The sequence below is a fragment of the Enterococcus silesiacus genome (genome assembly GCF_001886225.1).
Taxonomy (GTDB): Bacteria; Bacillota; Bacilli; order Lactobacillales; family Enterococcaceae; genus Enterococcus_L; species Enterococcus_L silesiacus.
In genome coordinates, this window is record NZ_JXLC01000004.1 from 66,498 (window position 1) to 87,750 (window position 21,253).

Annotated in this window: 20 protein-coding genes and 1 other annotated feature; of the genes, 3 read left to right on the forward strand and 17 right to left on the reverse strand. The window is 38.1% G+C overall.

All coding sequences use genetic code 11. The annotated features are described in order from the left end of the window. Nucleotides 1–73 precede the first annotated feature (73 nt). From RV15_RS03895 to RV15_RS03925, 7 genes are all read right to left on the reverse strand, one after another. Nucleotides 74–793, reverse strand: coding sequence for a hypothetical protein (locus RV15_RS03895; RefSeq protein ID WP_071876748.1), 720 nt, complete (start codon nt 791–793; stop codon nt 74–76). A 175-nt stretch (nt 794–968) separates the two neighbouring features. Then, nucleotides 969–2,267 (reverse strand): phosphopyruvate hydratase, encoded by a 1,299-nt coding sequence (eno, locus tag RV15_RS03900; RefSeq protein ID WP_071876749.1) that lies wholly within the window; start codon nt 2,265–2,267, stop codon nt 969–971. A 147-nt stretch (nt 2,268–2,414) separates the two neighbouring features. Beyond that, the gene (tpiA, locus tag RV15_RS03905; RefSeq protein ID WP_071876750.1) at nt 2,415–3,170 is read right to left on the reverse strand and encodes a triose-phosphate isomerase; all 756 of its coding nucleotides are present in this window, start codon (nt 3,168–3,170) and stop codon (nt 2,415–2,417) included. 171 nt (nt 3,171–3,341) lie between these two features. Next, nucleotides 3,342–4,535 (reverse strand): phosphoglycerate kinase, encoded by a 1,194-nt coding sequence (locus RV15_RS03910; protein WP_071876751.1) that lies wholly within the window; start codon nt 4,533–4,535, stop codon nt 3,342–3,344. 137 nt (nt 4,536–4,672) lie between these two features. Continuing rightward, on the reverse strand, nt 4,673–5,674 hold the full coding sequence (gap, locus tag RV15_RS03915; RefSeq protein WP_069646063.1) for a type I glyceraldehyde-3-phosphate dehydrogenase: 1,002 nt from the start codon (nt 5,672–5,674) through the stop codon (nt 4,673–4,675). Between the two features lie 40 nt (nt 5,675–5,714). Then, entirely contained in the window at nt 5,715–6,752 is a 1,038-nt protein-coding gene (locus RV15_RS03920) for a sugar-binding transcriptional regulator (RefSeq protein ID WP_071876752.1), read from the reverse strand. 631 nt (nt 6,753–7,383) lie between these two features. Next, nucleotides 7,384–8,259 carry a YitT family protein gene (locus RV15_RS03925; RefSeq protein ID WP_071876753.1) on the reverse strand — a complete coding sequence of 292 codons (876 nt, stop codon included), beginning with the start codon at nt 8,257–8,259 and terminating at the stop codon, nt 7,384–7,386. 229 nt (nt 8,260–8,488) lie between these two features. On the opposite strand from RV15_RS03925, the gene RV15_RS03930 reads away from it, so the two are divergent. Together RV15_RS03930 and RV15_RS03935 are read left to right on the forward strand one after the other, a co-directional pair. After that, nucleotides 8,489–9,943 (forward strand): glycoside hydrolase family 1 protein, encoded by a 1,455-nt coding sequence (locus RV15_RS03930; protein ID WP_071876754.1) that lies wholly within the window; start codon nt 8,489–8,491, stop codon nt 9,941–9,943. Next, on the forward strand, nt 9,943–11,286 hold the full coding sequence (locus RV15_RS03935) for a PTS sugar transporter subunit IIC (protein ID WP_071876755.1): 1,344 nt from the start codon (nt 9,943–9,945) through the stop codon (nt 11,284–11,286). The genes RV15_RS03930 and RV15_RS03935 overlap by 1 nt, the downstream gene beginning before the upstream one ends. 22 nt (nt 11,287–11,308) lie before the next feature. On the opposite strand, the gene RV15_RS03940 is transcribed toward RV15_RS03935, so the two are convergent. The 10 genes from RV15_RS03940 to folB form a co-directional block, all read right to left on the reverse strand. After that, nucleotides 11,309–12,106: an ankyrin repeat domain-containing protein gene (locus tag RV15_RS03940; RefSeq protein ID WP_071876756.1), complete on the reverse strand. Its 798-nt coding sequence runs from the start codon at nt 12,104–12,106 to the stop codon at nt 11,309–11,311. A 91-nt stretch (nt 12,107–12,197) separates the two neighbouring features. Further along, a complete protein-coding gene (locus RV15_RS03945) occupies nt 12,198–12,932 on the reverse strand; it encodes a MurR/RpiR family transcriptional regulator (RefSeq protein ID WP_071876757.1) in 735 nt (244 codons plus the stop codon). A gap of 236 nt (nt 12,933–13,168) precedes the next feature. Then, complete coding sequence (aspS, locus tag RV15_RS03950) at nt 13,169–14,938, reverse strand: aspartate--tRNA ligase (protein ID WP_071876758.1); 1,770 nt, start codon at nt 14,936–14,938, stop codon at nt 13,169–13,171. Between the two features lie 33 nt (nt 14,939–14,971). Then, nucleotides 14,972–16,270: a histidine--tRNA ligase gene (gene hisS / locus RV15_RS03955; protein ID WP_071876759.1), complete on the reverse strand. Its 1,299-nt coding sequence runs from the start codon at nt 16,268–16,270 to the stop codon at nt 14,972–14,974. 15 nt (nt 16,271–16,285) lie between these two features. Then, nucleotides 16,286–16,450, reverse strand: coding sequence for a hypothetical protein (locus RV15_RS18850; RefSeq protein WP_217265798.1), 165 nt, complete (start codon nt 16,448–16,450; stop codon nt 16,286–16,288). 486 nt (nt 16,451–16,936) lie between these two features. After that, nucleotides 16,937–17,144, reverse strand: a binding site (T-box leader). A 94-nt stretch (nt 17,145–17,238) separates the two neighbouring features. Next, entirely contained in the window at nt 17,239–18,042 is an 804-nt protein-coding gene (gene folP, locus RV15_RS03960; protein WP_071876760.1) for a dihydropteroate synthase, read from the reverse strand. After that, nucleotides 18,039–18,635, reverse strand: a complete 597-nt coding sequence (locus RV15_RS03965; protein ID WP_071876761.1) for a non-canonical purine NTP pyrophosphatase — start codon at nt 18,633–18,635, stop codon at nt 18,039–18,041. Before RV15_RS03965 ends, folP begins: the two co-directional genes overlap by 4 nt. Before the next feature lie 12 nt (nt 18,636–18,647). After that, nucleotides 18,648–19,214, reverse strand: coding sequence for a GTP cyclohydrolase I FolE (gene folE / locus RV15_RS03970; protein WP_071876762.1), 567 nt, complete (start codon nt 19,212–19,214; stop codon nt 18,648–18,650). Between the two features lie 4 nt (nt 19,215–19,218). Continuing rightward, a complete protein-coding gene (gene folK, locus RV15_RS03975) occupies nt 19,219–19,707 on the reverse strand; it encodes a 2-amino-4-hydroxy-6-hydroxymethyldihydropteridine diphosphokinase (protein ID WP_071876763.1) in 489 nt (162 codons plus the stop codon). Next, a complete protein-coding gene (gene folB, locus RV15_RS03980) occupies nt 19,704–20,069 on the reverse strand; it encodes a dihydroneopterin aldolase (protein ID WP_071876764.1) in 366 nt (121 codons plus the stop codon). The genes folK and folB overlap by 4 nt, the downstream gene beginning before the upstream one ends. 192 nt (nt 20,070–20,261) lie before the next feature. Here folB and RV15_RS03985 point away from each other — a divergent pair, with 192 nt between their 5' ends. After that, nucleotides 20,262–21,194 carry an aldo/keto reductase gene (locus RV15_RS03985; protein WP_071876765.1) on the forward strand — a complete coding sequence of 311 codons (933 nt, stop codon included), beginning with the start codon at nt 20,262–20,264 and terminating at the stop codon, nt 21,192–21,194. Nucleotides 21,195–21,253: the final 59 nt, after the last annotated feature.

Consider the following 21,253-nt stretch of genomic DNA (forward strand, 5'->3'; position numbering starts at 1 on the left):
AGTAGGTCCTCCTTGTTTTCTTTTTAGTATAGCACCGATTTTTTCTTTTTGATAATAGAAGTGTGCCTTTTTGTTAATCAGCGGCTCTTTCTAAAATCCATGGTCGCGCGGTTCCTTCTACGCCTTCCTTATTTGTGGACGAACTAAGAATCATTTGTGTTTCTTTGTAATAAGAAAAGCTGTATCTAATCGTCTTATCTTCATTTAAATAGATCAACTCAGATTTTCCACTTTCAAAGGTCAATGGAATCGTTTCAACATCCTCTAAGTTTTCAGTTTTTGCAATTAGTAAATCCACTTTATTAGGATCAAAAGTAGCTCTTACTTGAAGATACACTGGAAAATCTGTTTCTACTGACTTCCAGCGTCCTAAAATACTTTCTTGAGATATTGTTCGCGCCTTTTTCAATTCGATTGGCGCTAAATCTCCACCTGATAATAGTTCATTTCCACTTTGCTCGACTTCATACCTTGGATAAACAATAACAGCTTCTTCTTTCACTTCAAAAATGTAATGAAATGTTTTGTCGTTTGCTTGGTGTGTAAAAACGCTGCTTCCCTCAGTGTACTCAATTTCTAGTTTCTCTGAATTAAACATCAAACTTTTCTTATCATAAACAATTTCATAGTCGCCATAATCATAACTATTTGCTTTCCATGAGCCAGCTAATATCTGTACTAAACTTTCATCAATTCGCTTTTTTGAATCGTCTACTGTTGCTTCTTTGGAACTACAAGAAGCTAAAAAAATTGAAGCAGAACAGAAGAATACAACCTTTAAAAATTTTCCCACTTTTATCATCTCCTTTAAAATAATCTTATGGTCTATTAATTATAACTGAGTGCACTGATTTGTTAAATATGTAAAAAATCTCCTCTTACTTTCGCAAGAGGAGATTTTACGTATGAGTATAAGGAGAAGAAATCAGATGATCAATTGTCCCTTTTTACTTTATAATCAACTAAAATTATTTGTTTTTTAAGTTGTAGAAAGATTTCAAACCTTTATATTCAGCAACTTCGCCTAATTGGTCTTCAATTCTTAATAATTGGTTATACTTAGCAATACGGTCTGTACGGCTTAGAGAACCAGTTTTGATTTGACCAGCATTTGTTGCAACAGCGATATCAGAGATTGTTGAATCTTCTGTTTCACCAGAACGGTGAGATACAACTGCAGTGTAGCCAGCTTCTTTAGCCATTTCAATAGCTTCAAATGTTTCAGTTAAAGTACCGATTTGGTTTACTTTGATTAGGATTGAGTTAGCAATGCCTTTTTCAATACCTTCAGCTAATTTAGTTGTGTTTGTAACGAATAGATCGTCACCAACTAATTGAACTTTATCGCCCATAACTTCAGTCATTTTCTTGAAGCCATCCCAGTCATTTTCATCTAATCCATCTTCGATAGAGATGATTGGGTATTTAGCAACTAAGTCAGTATAGAATTGGATCATTTCTTCAGTTGTTTTTTCGCCTTCGCCTGAATCAGCTAAAACGTAAACACCTTTTTCTTTATCGTAAAATTCTGAAGCTGCAGCATCCATTGCAAGAACGATATCTTTACCAGGTACATAGCCAGCTTTTTCGATTGCTTCGATGATTACTTCAAAACCTTCTTCGTTTGAACCAAGGTTAGGAGCGAATCCACCTTCGTCACCTACAGAAGTAGCTAAACCGCGAGCTTTTAAGATTCCAGCTAATGCGTGGAATACTTCAGCACCATAACGTAATGCTTCTTTGAATGTAGGAGCGCCTACAGGCATGATCATGAATTCTTGGAAGTCGATACTGTTGTCAGCATGAGATCCGCCATTGATGATGTTCATCATTGGAGTTGGCAATACTTTAGTATTGAATCCGCCTAAGTAGTGGTATAAAGGAATTTCTAGGTAATCAGCAGCAGCACGAGCTACAGCGATTGAAACACCAAGAATAGCGTTTGCACCTAATTTACCTTTGTTAGGAGTTCCATCTAATTCGATCATTGCTTTGTCGATAGCCATTTGGTCACGTACATCGTAGCCAATGATTGCTTCAGCGATGATGTTATTAACGTTGTCAACTGCTTTAACAACCCCTTTACCTAAGTAACGAGATTTGTCGCCATCACGTAATTCAACTGCTTCGTATTCACCAGTTGAAGCTCCAGATGGAACCATTCCACGACCAAAAGCACCGCTTTCAGTGTATACTTCTACTTCGATTGTTGGGTTACCGCGTGAGTCTAAGACTTCGCGTGCGTAAACATCAGTAATAATTGACATGTTTTGTCTCTCCTTTGAGTTTGTTTTATACTAAGGGGATTCGATTCCCTTAATTATGATTGTAGTGAATAAACGCGCGCTATGCAAACATTTTTTGCATAATTCATAGATTATTCTATTGGTTGCGTATATTGTTATAAGCCGTGATTATTTAACTGCATCTAACAAAGCTAAGAATGATTCAGCTTCAAGACTTGCTCCGCCGACTAAAGCACCATCAACGTTTTCTTTTGCCATATATTCAGCAATATTTTCTGGTTTTACAGAACCGCCGTATTGAATACGTACAGCTTCTGATACTTCTTTACCGTATAATTTTTCAACTGTTGAACGTACCACACCACAGATTTCATCAGCGATGTTTGCATCAGCAGATTTACCAGTTCCGATTGCCCAGATTGGTTCATAAGCAATGACCATTGAGGATACTTGCTCATTTGATAAACCAACTAAACCATTTGTGATTTGGCCTTCGATCCATTCAGCAGTTTTGCTTGCTTCGTAGGTTTCCAAAGATTCACCACAACAGAAGATTGGTGTCATGTTGTTTGCAAAGATTGCTTTCGCTTTTTTGTTGATGTCTTCGTCTGTTTCATGGAAATACTCACGACGTTCAGAGTGACCGATAATTACATAGTCAACACCTAAGTCAGCAAGTGCTGCTGGAGATGTTTCACCAGTGAAGGCACCTGAGTTTTCCCAGTAACAGTTTTGTGCAGAGATTTTTAATTCAGTTCCTTTAGCTGCTTCTACTAATTCTTGTAAGAATAAAGCAGGAGAACCGATAACAGAATCTACTGAACTATTTGCAGGAATTTTTGTTTTGACTGCTTCTGCAAAAGCTTTCGCTTCTGAAGCAGTTTTGTTCATTTTCCAGTTACCAGCGATAATTGGTTTACGCATGGAAAAGCACATCCTTTTCTTTTTATAGTGTGGCATAGTTTGGATTGGTTATACCAATCCAGTTTCACAAGCTAAACCTATCGGCATTAATGGACTAAAATTCGCGATGAAAAGCATCGCTATAATTTTTTCTATTAACGCTCAAGGTCTAAACAGCTTGTTCAACTTTTTCTATTTATCATTAATTGCTGCTAACCCAGGTAATTCTTTACCTTCTAACAATTCTAAGCTTGCGCCCCCACCAGTTGAGATGTGCGTGAATTTGTCAGCAAAGCCTAATTGGATTGCAGCTGCAGCAGAGTCTCCACCGCCGATGATTGTTGTTGCGTCTTCTAAGTTAGCGATTGCTTCACAAACACCGATTGTTCCTTTAGCAAAGTTGCTCATTTCAAATACGCCCATTGGTCCGTTCCAAACAACTGTTTTTGCACCTTCTAATGCTTTAGTGAACAATTCAATTGATTTAGGTCCAATGTCTAAGCCCATGTAGCCTTCAGGTACAGCTTCGCCATCAGTGATGACTGTTTCAACATCATTGCTGAATTCATTAGCACATACTGAATCGATTGGTAATACTAGTTTGTCACCAGCTTTTTCGATCAATTCTTTTGCTAAAGCAACTTTATCTTCTTCAACAAGTGAGTTACCGATTTCGATTCCTTTTGCTTTGTAGAATGTATAAGTCATTCCGCCGCCAATAAGGATTTTATCTGCTTTAGAGATCAAGTTTTCGATAACACCGATTTTGTCAGAAACTTTTGCGCCACCTAAAATAGCAACAAATGGACGTTTTGGTGCAGTCACTGCTTCACCTACAAATTTGATTTCTTTTTCCATTAAGAATCCAGCAACGGTTGGAATACCAGTTGACGCAATTCCTACGTTAGAAGCGTGTGCACGGTGAGCCGTACCAAATGCATCATTCACAAATACATCGCCTAAAGAAGCCCAGTATTTACCTAATTCAGCGTCATTTCCGCTTTCTTTTTTACCGTCGATATCTTCAAAACGAGTGTTTTCAAACACTAAAACGTCGCCGTCTTTCATGTTGTTAACAGCTGTTTCTAATTCAGTGCCGCGAGTTTCAGGAACGAATGTTACTGGTTTACCCAATAATTCGCCTAAACGTTCTGCTACTGGTTTTAATGATTTGCCAGCTTTATCTTCTTCTGTTTTCACACGACCTAAATGAGAGAATAAAATTGCTTTCCCACCATTGTCGATCACGTATTGAATTGTTGGAAGTGCAGCTACGATACGGTTATCGTTTGTGATCACGCCATCTTTCAAAGGCACGTTAAAGTCAACACGTACAAGAACTTTTTTGTCTTTTAAGTCTACATCTTTGATAGTCTTTTTAGCCATTAAAAGTTACTCCTATCTATTTTTTAATTTTGAAAAGAATGATTTTTCTTAAACTTATAAAAAAAGCAGGGAAGCGCGTTGCTTCCCCGCTTATTATTTCACAGTTGTTCAAATTTCACTAATGATAAGAGTTACTCTTATAAGTTAGCGAAGTACTCTAAAGTACGAACTAATTGTGCAGTATAAGACATTTCGTTGTCATACCAAGCAACAGTTTTCACTAATTGTTGATCGCCAACAGTCATTACTTTAGTTTGAGTAGCATCGAATAATGAACCGAAAGTCATACCTACGATATCAGAAGAAACGATTTCGTCTGTGTTGTATCCGTAAGATTCGTTAGCAGCTTTAGCCATCACTTCGTTTACTTCTTCAACAGTTACTTTTTTGTCAAGAACTGTTACTAATTCAGTTAATGAACCAGTTGCTACAGGAACACGTTGAGCAGCTCCGTCTAATTTACCATTTAATTCAGGGATAACTAGACCAATTGCTTTAGCAGCACCAGTTGTGTTAGGTACGATGTTTTCTGCTGCAGCGCGTGCACGACGGAAGTCTCCACCTGGGTGAGGTCCATCAAGAGTCATTTGGTCACCTGTGTAAGCGTGGATTGTAGTCATAAGACCTTCAACAACACCAAAGTTATCTTGTAAAGCTTTAGCCATAGGAGCTAAACAGTTAGTTGTACATGAAGCACCTGAGATAACTGTTTCTTTACCTGTTAAGATATCGTGGTTAGTGTTATAAACGATTGTTGGTACGTCATTTCCGCCTGGAGCAGAGATAACAACACGTTTAGCACCAGCTTTTAAGTGCAATTCAGCTTTTTCTTTTGAAGTGAAGAATCCAGTACATTCAAGAACGATATCTACGCCTAAGTCGCCCCATGGTAATTCTTCTGGGTTGCGGTTAGCAAGAACTTTAACTTCTTTACCGTTTACGTTGAAAGATCCATCATGAACTTCAACAGTTCCGTTGAAACGTCCTTGAGTTGTGTCATATTTTAACAAGTGAGCCAACATTTTAGCATCTGTTAAATCGTTGATTGCTACTACTTCGATTCCTGCTACATCTTGGATACGACGGAATGCTAAGCGTCCGATACGTCCAAATCCATTAATACCTACTTTAACTGTCATTAAAGATTTCCTCCTTATGAAAATCAAAAATTTTTTTATTTTAAAGGGTTGCCCCTTTTAAAATCTCATTTGCAGCAGCTTCATCTGTGATGAGCCACGTTTGTTTTGGTGCATTTTTCATGTAAGCGCGAATTGCTTTGGCTTTTGTCTTACCGCCTGCGATCGCAACAACATTTGAAATTTTTTGTACATCTTTTAACTGAAGTCCGATGCGAGGGATTTTGTAAACGACTTCCCCTTCTTCATCAAAGAAATATCCGAAAGATTCTGCCACAGCATTGTTTTGCTTTAACATGACCATTTCATCATCTGACATTTTACGGCGTGCTGCCATATGCAACGCACGACCGATACTATGAACAACACAATTGCTTTGTTCGATCAGTGTCAGTACTTCTTGAATCGATGGTTCTTGCAGCAGCGAGTTATATGTCTCTAAACTTAATTGCTCTGGAACATATAGTGCTCTGTGGTGACCGCCCGTTTTACTTGCCATTACGGCACTTACTGAATTGGCTTGAACCGTCATTGCTTCACCGATTCCGCCTCTAGCCGGAACAAACAAATTATGTCTTTTTTCCGTCTCTAGCGTCCCCATATGTTCTGCGGTCAAGGCCATTGTCGTGCCGCCCATCACTGCGACAATATTATCACCATCAGGCAAGAGTAGATCCAGTGAATCGGTCAAAATATCGCCGAACTCATAAAGTACTTTCTCCTGATTGTCACTATTGCCTGCTACGACGATACAACGCTTGATCCCAAAATATTGGCTGATTTCTTTTTCGACTTGATGCATGCCAAGTAATTGATTCATCACTGTCTCTAATCCTTGGTAAACTTCTAAGCCTTTTTCAGTTAAGGTCATTCCACTTTTTGAAGTCTCTATTAGTTGTAAGTTTTTCAGAAAATCGGTCTCAGTTCTCAAGACCCGTTCTGTAATTCCCATACTATCAGATAGACTTCTACGTCCAATAGGCTGCATCCAGTAAATATTACGAAGAATATGAAACCTTTCCTGCATTACATCGAGCAAATCTGGAGCAACTGCTTCAATCATTTTCAATTCATCTAGCATGATGCGCTCCTTCGTTGGTCTAAAAACGTCCAAGTAAGACTTAAAACGACCTATGAACTTTAAAAAAATAGGATTGACGTTCTTCTTTTTCATTGTTAAATTCTTTAACAGTCTTAAAAGCGTCCCTCAATCTTACAAACATAGTTTAACAGTTTTCATTTCTCTTTTCAAGAAAAAGAGATTATTTTTTTGAAATTGTTCACTTAATTCTTTGAAAACAATTGATTCTTATAATACGGTGAAATTATTTATCAGCTAAATCCTGTAATAACTATAGCCAATCACTTGGAATCCGAATAAACGGTGGAAGCAAAAGCAACCCCTTCGGAAATAAGCTGAAATTGCTGTAAAACACAGCGAGGTACGAGCTGATGTAGAACAGTACCTACTTGGTCACAAAAATTTGAAGAACACCGAGTAGGTACCAATCATCATCAGTTCGTAAACTTACTGTGATTCTTGGCAATTTTCGTGAATCCCCTCTTATTGCTGAGTATGAGTTGATGTTGCACAGTACCTACTACACTGTGTTCCGATCTCATCAATTTCTAAGTGTCAAAGACACTAAGAATTGAAGGACTTGGTTCTCGGGGTTAAAGACTTCTGTCTCATCCTCTTCTCTTTCTCTATTTTACAAATCCTCTTCATAAAAACGGCCAAGGATTTTTACGTTATCCGAAATACTTACAAAAGCAGACGGATCAGACTCTTTCATCGCGGATTCTAATGCTGGTAACTCAAAGCGAGTCACAACTGTTAGTAATAGTGTTTGCTTATCATGGCGATACGCACCTTCTGCTTCATGAATAATCGTGATTCCTCGCCTCATTTTCTGCTGGATCCCATCAATAACCGCATCTGGATTTTTGGTAATGATCATAACTTGCATCTTCTTTTGCTTTGTATAAACAGCATCTGTCACTTTCCCACTCACAAAAATCGAGAGTGCACTATAAAACATATACTGCCAACCAAATAAATAGCCTGCTACAAAAATGATCAAGCCATTAAAATACATTGAAATCGAACCCACGGAGCGGCCGGTTTTCTTCCGGATCGTAATACTAAAAATATCCAACCCACCTGAAGAAAGACCATTCTTCAACGCAAAACCAATTCCAGACCCCATCACCGCTCCACCGAAAATCGCACAAATGATTGGATCATTCGAAAGACTTGTTTGTGGCACGATCTGCATAAAAATCGACGTCAACGTAACGGTCAAAAAGGTAAATATCGTGAATTTTTTCCCGATTTTACGCCAAGCTACGAAAAACAATGGGATATTCAACGCATATAACGTAATGGAAACAGGCACTTTAAACCCTACAACCTGTGTTGATAAGGTTGTTAAAATTTGAGCCAGGCCAGTAATCCCGCTGGAATAAATATTTCCCGGTTGGTAAAAGAAGTTCATCGCGACAGATGCCAAGATCGCATAAACGATCGACACTGAAAGTTTTGTCGTGTAATCATGGACAGGTAAACTTTCAAAGAATTTTTTCATGTAGAAGTAGCCTCACTTTACTTGATTCATTTGATTCTCATTATACGTGCTTTGGGGTAAGAAAAAAAGCACAATCTTTTGAATAGAAGAAAAGTATGGTTATTTTTTCATTTTTATTTTGGTGTTTCATAATCTTGCAACGCGTTGCACATATCTGAAAAACGCTTACAAAAATTTTGTTTTCAGCTATGATCGAGTTACACAAAATTTACTGAAATGAGGAATGATTATGCGTCATACAGAATTAGATCCATTTCCCGAAACATTTTTATGGGGGAGCGCATCCGCCGCCTATCAAGTTGAAGGAGCTTATCAAGACGATGGAAAAGGTCCTTCTGTTTGGGATACGTTTGTCAAACAACCAGGTACTACCTTCAAAGATACGAATGGAGATATTGCGGTAGATCACTATCATCACTTTAAAGAAGATGTTGCTTTAATGGCGGAACTTGGATTAAAAGCTTACCGTTTTTCCATTGCTTGGTCACGTATCTTTCCAAACGGCAAAGGTCAACTCAATCAAGCAGGACTGGATTTTTACAGTCAACTGATCGATGAGCTTTTGAAATACAACATAGAACCCATCGTGACGATTTACCACTGGGATCTCCCCCAAGCACTACAAGATGAGTACGGTGGCTGGGAATCTCGTCAGATCATTGATGATTTTACGAATTATGCCACTGTTTTATTTGATACTTTTTCTGATCGGGTGAAGTATTGGGTAAGTTTGAATGAGCAAAATGTTTTTATCACTCATGGCTACTTACTAGGGACTCATCCACCTGCTGTTCGTAATGTTAAACGAATGTTTGCAGCAAATCATATCGCCAATCTTACTAATGCTTCCGTTATCAAAGCGTTCAAAGATGGTGAGTATAAAGGACAGATCGGTCCTAGTTTCAATTATGGCCCTGCTTATGCTTTTAATAGTGATCCACTGAATGTCTTAGCCAAAATTGATACAGAAGAATTGATGGGCTTTTTCTGGCTAGATGTCTATGCAACAGGTAAATATCCGCGTACTGTGATCAAGCAATTAGAAAAATTACAACTAGCACCTGTTGTAACTGAAGCGGATCAACAATTATTAGCAAGCGGCCTCCCTGATTTTATTGGCTTAAATTATTATCAAACTGCTACCGTCAAAGCTAGCACCACCGATTCTTTATCAGGTGAAATGAGCATGAATAACTCAGGTAAAAAAGGAACCAGTAAGGAATTAGAAATTCCTAGAGTCAGTAAGTTTGTCAAAAACCCTTACCTTGAACAAACAAATTGGGATTGGACAATTGATCCTGTTGGTATTCGGGTTGCATTAAGAACCATCGAAAGCCGGTATCAATTACCCATTCTGATCACAGAAAATGGTTTAGGTGAATATGACAAATTAGAAAATGGTGAAATCCATGATCCTTATCGCATCGAATACCTTCAAAAACATTTACAAGAAATTCAAGAAGCGATCACAGATGGTGTTCAAGTTTTAGGCTATTGCACTTGGAGTTTTACTGATTTACTTAGTTGGCTGAATGGTTATCAAAAACGGTATGGTTTTGTGTATGTCAATCGCGATGAAAACTCAGAACGTACCTTAAATCGTTACAAAAAAGATAGTTTTTATTGGTATCAAAACGTAATCGAAACAAACGGTGAGTATTTAAATGAAATGGGGAATGAATAATGGAAGCGTTAGAAAAATTTCTGAATAAATTTATTGGTCCGATTGCTCAAAAAATGAATGGTAGTAAATTTTTTAGTGCCTTAGCTGAAGCATTTATGCGAACAACACCAATCACGTTAGGTGTTGCCTTACTCATGATCGTCGGAAACTTTCCGATTCCTCAATGGATCGAGTTTTTAGCGAAAACAGGTATGACCGCACATTTTAACGCGGCATTGGGTGCTACGATCAACTTACTTTCAGTTTATGTGACCTTCAATTTTGCTTATATTTATTCTAAAAAAGACGGTCATGATCCACTACCTGCTGGTCTTTTAGCCATTGGTTCATTTTTCATCTTAATGCCGCAAATGATTCAAACGTATACACTTGAAAAAGCTGTTACAGAGTTTCCAGCTCAAACAGTTGTGACTGCAAGCAATAATGTAGAAGCATTTGCTAGTCAATATACTGGTGGCACTGGCTTGTTTGTTGCAATCATTGTTGGCTATTTCACAGCCATTTTGTATGGATTTTTTATCAGAAAAAATCTAACGATCAAAATGCCTGATACGGTGCCATCTAATGTTTCTGAATCATTAAGTCCCGCTATTTTATCTGGCATAATTTTAGCTTTCTTTTTTATTGTTAGAATCCTTTTCTCATTTACACCATTTGGTAATATTTTTGCTTTTATCACAACCTTGATCCAAGCACCATTGCAATCATTGACTGGCTCTCCTATTGCGATCATTCTTATTTTTACTTTAGCAAATATGTTATGGTTTTTCGGAATTCACCCAAACATGGTTTATGGTGTGGTAATGCCGGTGATGACAGCCAATATGCTAGCGAATATGACGGCCTACCAACAACATCAAGAACTACCTTATCTTGCGATGGCTGTTGTTTCTTATGTTTGCGGAAATGCTTTTGGTGGTCAAGGAAGTACTTACGGCTTAGTCATTTCCATGTTTACAGCAAAATCTGAACGCTACAAATCATTATTTAAATTAGCTGGTCCACCAGTTATTTTTAACGTCAATGAACCTTTAATTTTCGGGATGCCATTGATGTTAAATCCATTCTTCTTTGTGCCAATGGTAGCCTCGCCTTTATTGATGGGCGGTATTGCTTGGGGCATGTTATCGATTTTAGATTTTTCTAAATACAATCCGTTAATTGCTTTACCTTGGACAACACCTGCACCGATCGCGATGGCTTTAAAAGGCGGCTTTAATTACTTATTGATCTTTGTCGTTTTATTGATCGTCAATGTGCTCGTGTGGTATCCATTCTTTAAGATGGCAGATAAAAAGGAATATCTGTTAGAACAAGAAAGTGCAAAAATAGCAGAGGCTTAAGCCTCTGCTGTTTTTCTACTATTTAATAAGAGTTAAGTGTATTCAACATTTCAGAATAGCCTAAACTTTTAGCATAATCTTCAGCCGTTCGTCCAGTATTGTCTTTCAAGGTTTTATCGGCTCCACCTTCTAACAAAACTTTGACGATTTGTTGATAGATTTCAGAGCCATCTCTTAACGCCACCGCTTCGATCAAAGCGGTATAGCCATAATTATTTTGATGATCAATATCTGCACGGCCATCCTTTAATAACAGTTTAACGTTTTCAAGATGCCCTTTTTCAGCTGCTGGAATCAGTGCATTCCCGCCAAAACGATTAACTTTTTGCTGATCTGGCACTTGTTTTTCTAAAATATAAGTTAAGATTTCTGTTTTCCCTTGGGCTCCGGCATACAAATAAGGACTATCAGAAATTTGATCTTGTAAATTAATATCAGCACCTGCATCGATCAACATTTTGGCAATCTCAATGAAGTTTTGATGCGTTGCAATCAAGAGCGGTGTTTCACTTTGAGCATTGACTTCATCGATTGTATAATTTTTATCTGTTAGTATCTCTTGTACTTTAGCAGAATCGTTATCTGTAACAGCTTGAAGTAAAGAACCTGCTGGAAAAATTTGATTCGCTGATTCCGTTGTATTCATTGTGTTTCCTTCATTTGATTCACTTGGGTGGTTTGTGCTACTTTTATCAGTCGTCATGCTTGTACTCTCCTTTATCGGTTGTTTTAGGTCCACTTTTTGTGATTGGCAAGCTGAAAAAATAAGGAACAGAGACATCAGTAATGATAGCTTTAACAAATACTTTGTCTTATTCATAGTCATCCTCCTTTAGCGGTATTTATATTCAGTATAAAACATAAATATAAACAAACTATAAACACTAATTGCCCAAAAAAGTTAAGGATGATCATTGCCTGTTAAAACAAAAAGCCACTAAGTATTCAATTAAAGCCACCGTTGGAATTTGTGAGGATAAATCAAAATTATAAGGTAGCCGCTGATTTTCGATATAGTAAGGAATGTTGATCGTAGAAAGTTTGGCTAAGGTATTATCATGCGTATTTGTGATACTGATGATCTGATTATCACTTAACTTCAAAAGTTGGGCCATCTCAATAATCTCTGCCGTTTCACCTGAGCTGGAAAAAATAAGAATAATACTTTTGTCGTCTTTCATTTGAGTAGAAAGAAATGGTGCATATGGTTCATTCGAATACATGGCTTTAAAACCGATCGTGTTAAATTTTCTAGCAGCGTAACTGGCCATAATTCCAGATGAGCCCATGCCTACGCAATAAATAAAGCTTGATTGTTTTAAGAGGGCGCTCACTATCTCTACTTGCTCAATGACATTCTCAGCAAAAACTTGGTTCACAAAGATTTGTTCAAGGGAAATCGTATCCGTTATCCCTTTGCCCGCAAGTTTACTGACTTCATTTTTGACATAGCGCTGAAAATCATGGTAAGAATCAAACCCGCATTTTCTTACGAAACGTGTTACGGTAGAAGGAGAACAAGGAATTTGCGTCGCAATTTCACGAGCAGAAAGAGTAAAAATAGTTTCTAGATTTCTAAAGATGTAATTTTGCAGCACTTCATCGGCATCAGATAAATGCTTGACTGCTGAGATTTTTTCTAGCATTGGCTTAACCTACTTACATTAAAATTTATGTGTATATTATAGTAGAGCTATTGCTATAAGTAAAGGAAGCGAATTCATATTACATAGGTTTAAAAATTAAGGAGATTGATTTCTGATAAAAAAATTCTTGTTTCAAATAAATGTCGCTAACCTGATTAGTGTCAATTACCACTTCATAAGCAAACATCAAAAAAGCACCCAAAATGCGATTGCTCATTTTGGGTGCTTACATGTTTCTACTCGTCGATTGCAGTTACATCGATATTCAATTCAAATAATTGTAACGGTGAAACCACACTAGGGGCACTTGTCATTGGGTCAGATGCTTTCCCATTTTTAGGGAAGGCGATCACTTCACGGATATTATTTTCTCCAGCCAACAACATCACTAAACGGTCTAAACCTAACGCGATTCCGCCATGTGGAGGGAATCCATAATCTAAAGCGTCTAACAAGAAACCAAATTGTTCTTGCGCTGACTCTTGAGTGAAGCCTAGTGTCTCAAACATTTTTTCTTGTAAATCACGTTTGTGAATACGTAGCGAACCGCCACCTAATTCATAACCATTTAAGACGATATCATAGGCTTCAGCATAGACTTTCGCTGGATCTGTTGAAAGTAATTCGATATCAGATTCTTTTGGTTGAGTAAATGGATGATGGGCAGAAACATAACGACCTGCTTCTTCATCGTACTCAAACAATGGCCAGTCAACGACCCATAGGAAGTTGAATTTAGACTCGTCGATCAAGCCTAATTCTTTCCCTAAACGAGAACGTACGGCACCTAATGCTGCGGCAACGATTTCCGGTTTATCTGCACCGAACATCAAGATATCGCCAACTTCAGCATTCGTGGCTTTAATCAAGTCATCAGCAACCTCTGTTAAGAATTTTGCAATCGGTCCTTTTAGACCATCTTCTTCGACTTTTAACCAAGCTAATCCTTTAGCACCAAATTGGCTTACATAAGTTCCTAAGTTGTCCATATCTTTTCTTGAATATTTGTCCGCTGCGCCTTTAGCGTTCAATGCTTTCACATGTCCGCCATTTTCTAGAGCCATTTGGAAGACTTTGAAATCAACATCTTTTACCACATCAGCGATATCGATCAGTTCCATATCGAAACGAGTGTCTGGTTTGTCACTTCCATAACGTGCCATTGCTTCATCGTAACTAATACGTGGAAACGGTAATGTGACTTCAATTCCTTTTGTTTCGCGCATCACTTTCGCTAACATTTCTTCAGTCATTGTTTGAATTTCTTCTGGTGATAAGAATGTTGTTTCCATATCCACTTGAGTAAATTCTGGTTGACGGTCACCACGTAAATCTTCGTCACGGAAGCAGCGAACAATTTGATAATAACGATCAAATCCAGCATTCATCAATAACTGTTTGAAAATCTGCGGTGATTGTGGCAACGCATAGAAATGTCCTGCGTGGACACGTGAAGGAACTAAATAATCACGAGCGCCTTCTGGTGTTGATTTAGCTAAATAAGGTGTTTCAATGTCTAGAAAATCAGTGTCATCCAAATAATGACGAATCGATTTTGTTACTTCATGACGTAATTTTAAGTTTGCTGTCATTTGTGGACGGCGTAAATCCAAATAACGATATTTCATACGAATTTCATCGCCTACATTGTTCTCATCTTCAATTAGAAACGGTGGTGTTTTAGCTGTATTTAAAATTGTGATGTCTGTTGCCATCACTTCAAATTCACCAGTTTTCATTTTAGGGTTGATTGCTTCTGAATCACGGTATGTTAATTCTCCAGTGATTTCAATTACATATTCGCTACGGCATTTATCTGCAATTTCCCAGGCTTCTTTAGAATGTGCTGGATTAAACACGACTTGGGCGATTCCTTCGCGGTCACGTAGGTCGATAAAAATAACTCCGCCTAAGTCACGGCGTTTTTGGACCCAACCTTTTAACGTAATTACCTGTCCTACTAAATCTGCTGAGACTTCTCCGCAGTATACTGTTCTTTTTGTCATTAGTCTTTACTCCTCTTCATTTTTTACGATTTATTAATCAAACATCACTGTCATCATTTCGTCATAGACTTCATCAAATCTTTCATAAATATCTGAGAGTGGAAATGCTTTTTCATTACGATTCGCCATTGATTTTACATTTACAAAACCTTCTGCTAGTTCCGTTTCACCTAAGGTCAATGCAAGTTTTGCATTCAATTTAGCTGCTGTTTTAAATTGCGCTTTCGCTTTGCGGTCCATAAAATCACGGTCTGCTGAGAAACCAAAATTGCGGATTGCTTGAACAAGTTTTAGGGATGCGATATTCGTTTGTTCGCCAATGCCAACGACATAAGCGTCGATTTCATTGATTACTGGAACTACAACACTTTCTGCTTCCATCGTAATCAAGACACGTTCGATTCCCATTGCAAAACCAAAACCAGGAGTTGCTGGTCCACCTAGTTCTTCAACTAAGCCATCATAACGTCCGCCAGCACAAATCGTTGCTTGAGCGCCCATGCCTGGCGCTTCACTCATTACTTCAAAAATCGTATTCGTGTAATAATCTAGCCCACGAACCATATTGCTATCCACTTCAAACGGGATATTCAGTTCGTTCAGCATCATTTGAACTGTTTCAAAGTGCTCTTTTGACTCCGAGCTTAAATAATCCAAAATCGATGGTGCATCGGCTACGATCGCTTGATCTTTTTTATCTTTACTATCTAACACACGTAAAGGATTCTCATGTAAACGACGTTTTGAATCTTCGCTTAGTTCAGCTATTTTTGGTTCTAGATAATCGATCAAAGCTTGACGATAAGCCGTTCTTGTAGCTTTATCGCCTAAAGAGTTGATCACTAAACGAATTTGATTGATGCCTAATTGTTTGAAAAAGTCTAAAGCCATCGCCATACTTTCAACATCCACTGCTGGATTTACACTGCCAAATGCTTCGGCTCCGATTTGATGAAATTGTCTTAAACGCCCAGCCTGAGGACGCTCATAACGAAACATTGGTCCCATGTAGTATGTTTTATAAGGCTTTGTAAATTCTGGTCCAAACAATTTATTTTCAATAAATGAACGAACGATCGGCGCTGTTCCTTCTGGACGTAAGGTTACATGACGATTTCCTTTATCATAAAAGTCATACATTTCTTTTGAAACAATATCTGTCGTATCTCCTACACTGCGGGAAATTACTTCATAATGTTCAAAAATCGGCGTGCGGATTTCTTCATATTGATAATCACGAAAAATCAAACGAGCTGTTTCTTCAACAAATTGCCATTTTTCAGAAGTTCCTGGCAATAAGTCATTGGTTCCTTTTGGTTTTTGATAACTCATTGTTTCATCTCCTATTTATTGTTCATTGTTTGTATTGTATTTTGGTAAAGCTTGGTTTATTTGAATCAGCTTTAGAGCTAGTTGCAAGAGCAAATTGCATTTTTTAGCGATTGCCCCGCTGTTGGTTTGGATCATAGCGTTTGGTGATTCACTAGTATGGTAACTTCTCTCACTTTGCACGCCTTGTATTGTTCATCATCTACTCTGGCGGAGCCAGGCGTGATCCTTCAATTCTTCGTGCTTTAGCTCTTAGAAATTGATGCGATCGAAACGAAGTGGAGTGATTCACTAGTACGGTAACTTCTCTCACTGCGTTCGCCAAGTATTGTTCATCATCTACTCTGGTGGAGCCAGGCGTGATCCTTCAATTCTTAGTGCTTTAGCTCTTAGATTTTGATGTGATCGAAACGAAGTGGAGTGATTCACTAGTACGGTAACTTCTCTCACTGCGTTCGCCAAGTATTGTTCATCATCTACTCTGGCGGAGCCAGGCGTGATCCTTCAATTCTTAGTGCTTTAGCTCTTAGATTTTGATGTGATCGAAACGAAGTGGAGTGATTCACTAGTACGGTAACTTCTCTCACTGCGTTCGCCAAGTATTGTTCATCATCTACTCTGGCGGAGCCAGTCGTAGTGATTCACAACAAAAACTCGCCCCTGTATAAATACAAGGGCGAGTGAATAGACACACGCGGTACCACCTAAGTTCGAAAGATTGCTCTTTCCTCCAACGATTAACGCTCGTAACGGAACGGCTTTTCTTCCGTTCATCTCCAGAATGTCTTTCGATTTCTCTAATGAAGTTGCTTTCAGCCACGGCAACTTTCTCTTCTACGATCAGTTTGAAATCTACTCGTTCTTTCATCGAATTTTTTATAGTATCTATAAATTACTAGAGATTGGAAATAAAGTCAAGCGGAATTTCAATTCGCTCTAAAATAGCCCTCGTAAAGAGTTAAGAACAGTCCTTACTTACTATTCAACGTTTCCCAAACATTCAATGCATCCCGCATTCCTTTAACCTGATGAACTCGAACAATTTCCACACCTTTATTTGCAGCAAATAATGATGCTGCAATTGAACCAAAGTCACGTGCTAAAGGATCAGATTCATTTGTCAAAGCTGCTATCGTTCTTTTCCTTGATACGCCATATAGTAAAGGATAATCTTTGTAACGAAAGGCTTCAGGATGTTTTAGAATCTCAATATTTTCTTCCTGTGTTTTCCCAAAACCAATACCAGGATCAAAACAAATCCGTGTTGAAGCGATCCCGACCTTTTGACACAGTTCTATTTTTTCCTGATAAAATTGTTGGATATCTTCAACTACCGATAATTCGGTTCGTCTTTTACGTGAATGCATGATCACCAAGCCGCTATCAGGATACTTTTGCGCCACTTCGATCATTCCATTTGTATCCAAACCTTTGATATCATTGATGATGTTGGCTCCCGTTGCTAATGCAGCATTCGCAACTTCCGGAAAATACGTATCGATTGAAATAGGTTTATCCGTTTCGTTTCTGATGGCTTCTATTATTGGCAAGACTCGTTCTTTTTCTTCATGAGCTGAAATTTCTTGATAGTTTGGGCGTGTGGATTGTCCCCCGATATCTATAATATCAACATTTACTGCCAACATCTCTTCACAATGTGCTATTGCTTTATCCAGTTCATTAAAATGCCCGCCATCTGAAAAAGAATCTGGTGTCACATTTAAAATCCCCATGATTTGGGTTGCTTTCTTAACAAAGTATCCCGCTTCCGTCATCTTGGTTGCTCCTTTAACTGTTCGATCAATTGCTTCAATGCCGACACTCTTGGACTTAAATCATTTCGTTGCGCTTTTGGTAATTGAGCAAGGGTTGTATGTTTTTTCGGTAAATAAAAAATTTTATCAAAACCATAACCCATTTCCCCTACTTCTTTTGTCGTCAGTTCGCCTTTCAGCTCTTGTCCTGAAATAAGAGACTCACCATTTGGCCAAGCATAAACTAAAACGGCATTCAAACTAATTGCCCGTGTTAACGATGGTTGCCCTTCAAATAGCTCAAAAAGCTGCTGGTTTTTTTCTGAATCATTCATGCCTGCTTTAAAAAAGCGCGCTGTCTCAACTCCTAAGAGGGTAGGAAAAGCTTTAATCTCTAAACCACCATCATCTGCTAACACTGGTTTTCCAACAATTTTTGCGTAAAATCGAGCCTTGAGTAATGCATTTTCAGCATACGTTTTGCCCGTTTCAGCTACCTCATACTCTTTATTTGTATAGTCGACATATGAAACAAACCTAATTTGATCCTTAGGATAAGCAGACTGCATTTCTTGTAGTTTTCCTTGATTATTCGTACCAACGATGATCTCCATTTCTGTCATCCCCTAAGCTTTGATTGCTCTTAAGAAATCATCTTTGCAGTCTCTATCCGTTTTAAAAACCCCTTGATAATGAAACGTTTTCGTTACACTGCTTGGTGATTTTACTCCCCGCATCGTCATACACATATGCTCTGCCTCGATTGCCACGGCCACGCCTTTAACAGGCATATGCTCGACAAGCTTGTTTGCAATCATAATCGTTAAATCTTCTTGCACGCTAGGACGTTTGGCACAATATTCTACTAAACGCGGTAACTTGCTTAAGCCTAAAACTTTGCGCTCATCGGGAATGTAAGCCACATGTACTTTCCCATAAAACGGCAACAGATGATGCTCGCACATAGAATAAAATTGAATGTCTTTGACCAACACCATATCCTCTTCATTCAAGCTATCAAAAAGAGCATAATCATCAAATTCTGGCGCTCTCAATGATGAAAACACTTCGTTATACATTCTTGCTACACGAGCCGGCGTATCCCTAACACCTGCACGCTCTGGGTCTTCACCGATCGCACTTAGAATCTGTTTTATTGCCTGCTCGATCATCGCTAGTTGTTTTTCATCCATCTTCTTACCAACTTTCTTTACTAAGCCAAACTTCTGCTCGATTCCCTGTACTTGCGATCAACTCATCAAAAGCTTGTCCTTGAAATGTTGCTTTAGGATAGATATCTTTTAATGGGATCAATACAAAAGACCGTTTAAACATTTCTTTGTGTGGAATGATCAAACGCTCTGTTACTATTTTTTGATCACCCATCAATAAAATATCAATATCTAAGGTTCTTGGGCCCCAATGAATCAATCGTTTTCGACCTAATTTTTTTTCAATTGCTTGTGTTTTATCTAATAATTGCAGAGGTTCACATGTTGTCTCGATTTGAATCACAGCATTATAATAATTTTCTTGGGGAACATCACCATATGGCAATGTTTCATACAGTTTTGATTTTTTCAATACTTGAATATCGCCATCTTGATCAAGCAATTCAACCGCTTTTTGTAACGTTTCTAAACAATCCCCTAAATTACTACCCAAAGCTAAATAACTAATCGTCATACGAAGTCTCTTTCCATTTCGATTTCGATATTATCAAATATGCCTGGCATCGGTACACTATATTTTCTAACTCGGACAAGAGCACTTTCCAGCTTTTTGCCATGTTCTGCTTCAATATCATCCAAAATAGCTGAGGCTACAGCTTCTATTAAGTTGTAAGAATGAGTGGTTAAACGTTCAGCAATTTGATCATTGACCTCAGCATAACTAACGGTGTCATTCACATCATCGCTTTTACCAGCCTGATCTAATGACAGTCTTAATTCAACATCAACTTCTAATTGTTGCCCTAAAATTCGTTCTTCTGGCAGAACACCATTTTTAGTGTAAAACTTCATATTATTGATTCTAATTTTCCCCAATTTGCTCCCATCCTTCATCCGTTTAGTTACTGATAAACTCAGTTGCAACTATTATACTATAGAAAAGCAAAAAGACTTCCCCTTTCTGCTTTTTAAGACCTTTTGTGATATAAATTCAGATAATAAGCAAAAAAACTTTCATCTTTTCCTTCAATCAACTACACTAAACTAAGAAAGTCAGGAGGAATCATCATGACAGAAAATATTCAAATTGGTACGACAGACGTTTATTCAACGCCTCTCGGTTTAGGAACAAATGCAGTCGGTGGTCATAATTTATTTCCAAACTTAAATGATGATACTGGCAAAGCAATCATTCGAGTTGCTTTAACAAACGGTATCACATTACTAGATACAGCTTTTGCCTATGGAATGGGTCGTTCAGAAGAATTGATCGGTGAAGTGTTGAAGGAGTTTGACCGCAGCAAGGTGGCTATCGCAACGAAAGCCGCTCATGATCCAGCTAGCGGCGGCGCATTTAATAATACACCTGAATTTTTGACGCGTTCTGTTGAAGAAGCGCTAAAACGACTACAAACAGATTATATTGATATTTTTTATATTCACTTTCCCGATGAAACAACCCCTAAAAATGAAGCAATAGCTGCCTTACAAAAATTAAAAGAGGCTGGAAAAATCAAAGCGATAGGGGTTTCTAACTTTAGTTTGGCACAAATCAAAGAAGCGAATCAAGATGGTTTCGTGGATATCGTTGAAGATGAGTACAGCTTGATCCATCGCGACGCTGAAACTGAATTATTCCCTTATCTTAGAGACAATAAAATCTCTTTTGTCCCTTATTTCCCATTAGCATCAGGCTTACTAACTGGAAAATATGAAAGTGATGTAACATTTCCACCTGAAGATATACGCAGTAAAAAAGCAGATTTCCAGGGGGAACGCTTTAAATCAATTATAGAAAAAGTCAATCAGATTAAATTGATTGCAGCTGATTATAATGCTAGTGTGGCAGAAATCGTACTTGCTTGGTATATCAAGAATCCTTTTGTTGCAGTTGTCATTCCTGGTGCGAAAAAACCAGAACAAGTGATCAATAATGCTAAAGCGTTGAATGTTCATTTAACAGAAGAAGACTATCAACGAATCGATGTACTGTTTCGTTGAGGTAACAGAGAAGTTGCCGTTCCCACTGTTTATTCGTAATTAGGTTGTGAAACAAAAGT

What these genes read in the sequence shown, in the direction of transcription:
- eno (WP_071876749.1), bottom strand. Translation starts at nt 2,267, where the DNA reads ATGTCAATTATTACTGATGTTTACGCACGCGAAGTCTTAGACTCACGC.
- tpiA (WP_071876750.1), bottom strand. Translation starts at nt 3,170, where the DNA reads ATGCGTAAACCAATTATCGCTGGTAACTGGAAAATGAACAAAACTGCT.
- RV15_RS03910 (WP_071876751.1), bottom strand. Translation starts at nt 4,535, where the DNA reads ATGGCTAAAAAGACTATCAAAGATGTAGACTTAAAAGACAAAAAAGTT.
- gap (WP_069646063.1), bottom strand. Translation starts at nt 5,674, where the DNA reads ATGACAGTTAAAGTAGGTATTAATGGATTTGGACGTATCGGACGCTTA.
- RV15_RS03920 (WP_071876752.1), bottom strand. Translation starts at nt 6,752, where the DNA reads ATGCTAGATGAATTGAAAATGATTGAAGCAGTTGCTCCAGATTTGCTC.
- RV15_RS03925 (WP_071876753.1), bottom strand. Translation starts at nt 8,259, where the DNA reads ATGAAAAAATTCTTTGAAAGTTTACCTGTCCATGATTACACGACAAAA.
- RV15_RS03930 (WP_071876754.1), top strand. Translation starts at nt 8,489, where the DNA reads ATGCGTCATACAGAATTAGATCCATTTCCCGAAACATTTTTATGGGGG.
- RV15_RS03935 (WP_071876755.1), top strand. Translation starts at nt 9,943, where the DNA reads ATGGAAGCGTTAGAAAAATTTCTGAATAAATTTATTGGTCCGATTGCT.
- RV15_RS03940 (WP_071876756.1), bottom strand. Translation starts at nt 12,106, where the DNA reads ATGAATAAGACAAAGTATTTGTTAAAGCTATCATTACTGATGTCTCTG.
- RV15_RS03945 (WP_071876757.1), bottom strand. Translation starts at nt 12,932, where the DNA reads ATGCTAGAAAAAATCTCAGCAGTCAAGCATTTATCTGATGCCGATGAA.
- aspS (WP_071876758.1), bottom strand. Translation starts at nt 14,938, where the DNA reads ATGACAAAAAGAACAGTATACTGCGGAGAAGTCTCAGCAGATTTAGTA.
- hisS (WP_071876759.1), bottom strand. Translation starts at nt 16,270, where the DNA reads ATGAGTTATCAAAAACCAAAAGGAACCAATGACTTATTGCCAGGAACT.
- folP (WP_071876760.1), bottom strand. Translation starts at nt 18,042, where the DNA reads ATGACGGAAGCGGGATACTTTGTTAAGAAAGCAACCCAAATCATGGGG.
- RV15_RS03965 (WP_071876761.1), bottom strand. Translation starts at nt 18,635, where the DNA reads ATGGAGATCATCGTTGGTACGAATAATCAAGGAAAACTACAAGAAATG.
- folE (WP_071876762.1), bottom strand. Translation starts at nt 19,214, where the DNA reads ATGGATGAAAAACAACTAGCGATGATCGAGCAGGCAATAAAACAGATT.
- folK (WP_071876763.1), bottom strand. Translation starts at nt 19,707, where the DNA reads ATGACGATTAGTTATTTAGCTTTGGGTAGTAATTTAGGGGATTGTTTA.
- RV15_RS03985 (WP_071876765.1), top strand. Translation starts at nt 20,262, where the DNA reads ATGACAGAAAATATTCAAATTGGTACGACAGACGTTTATTCAACGCCT.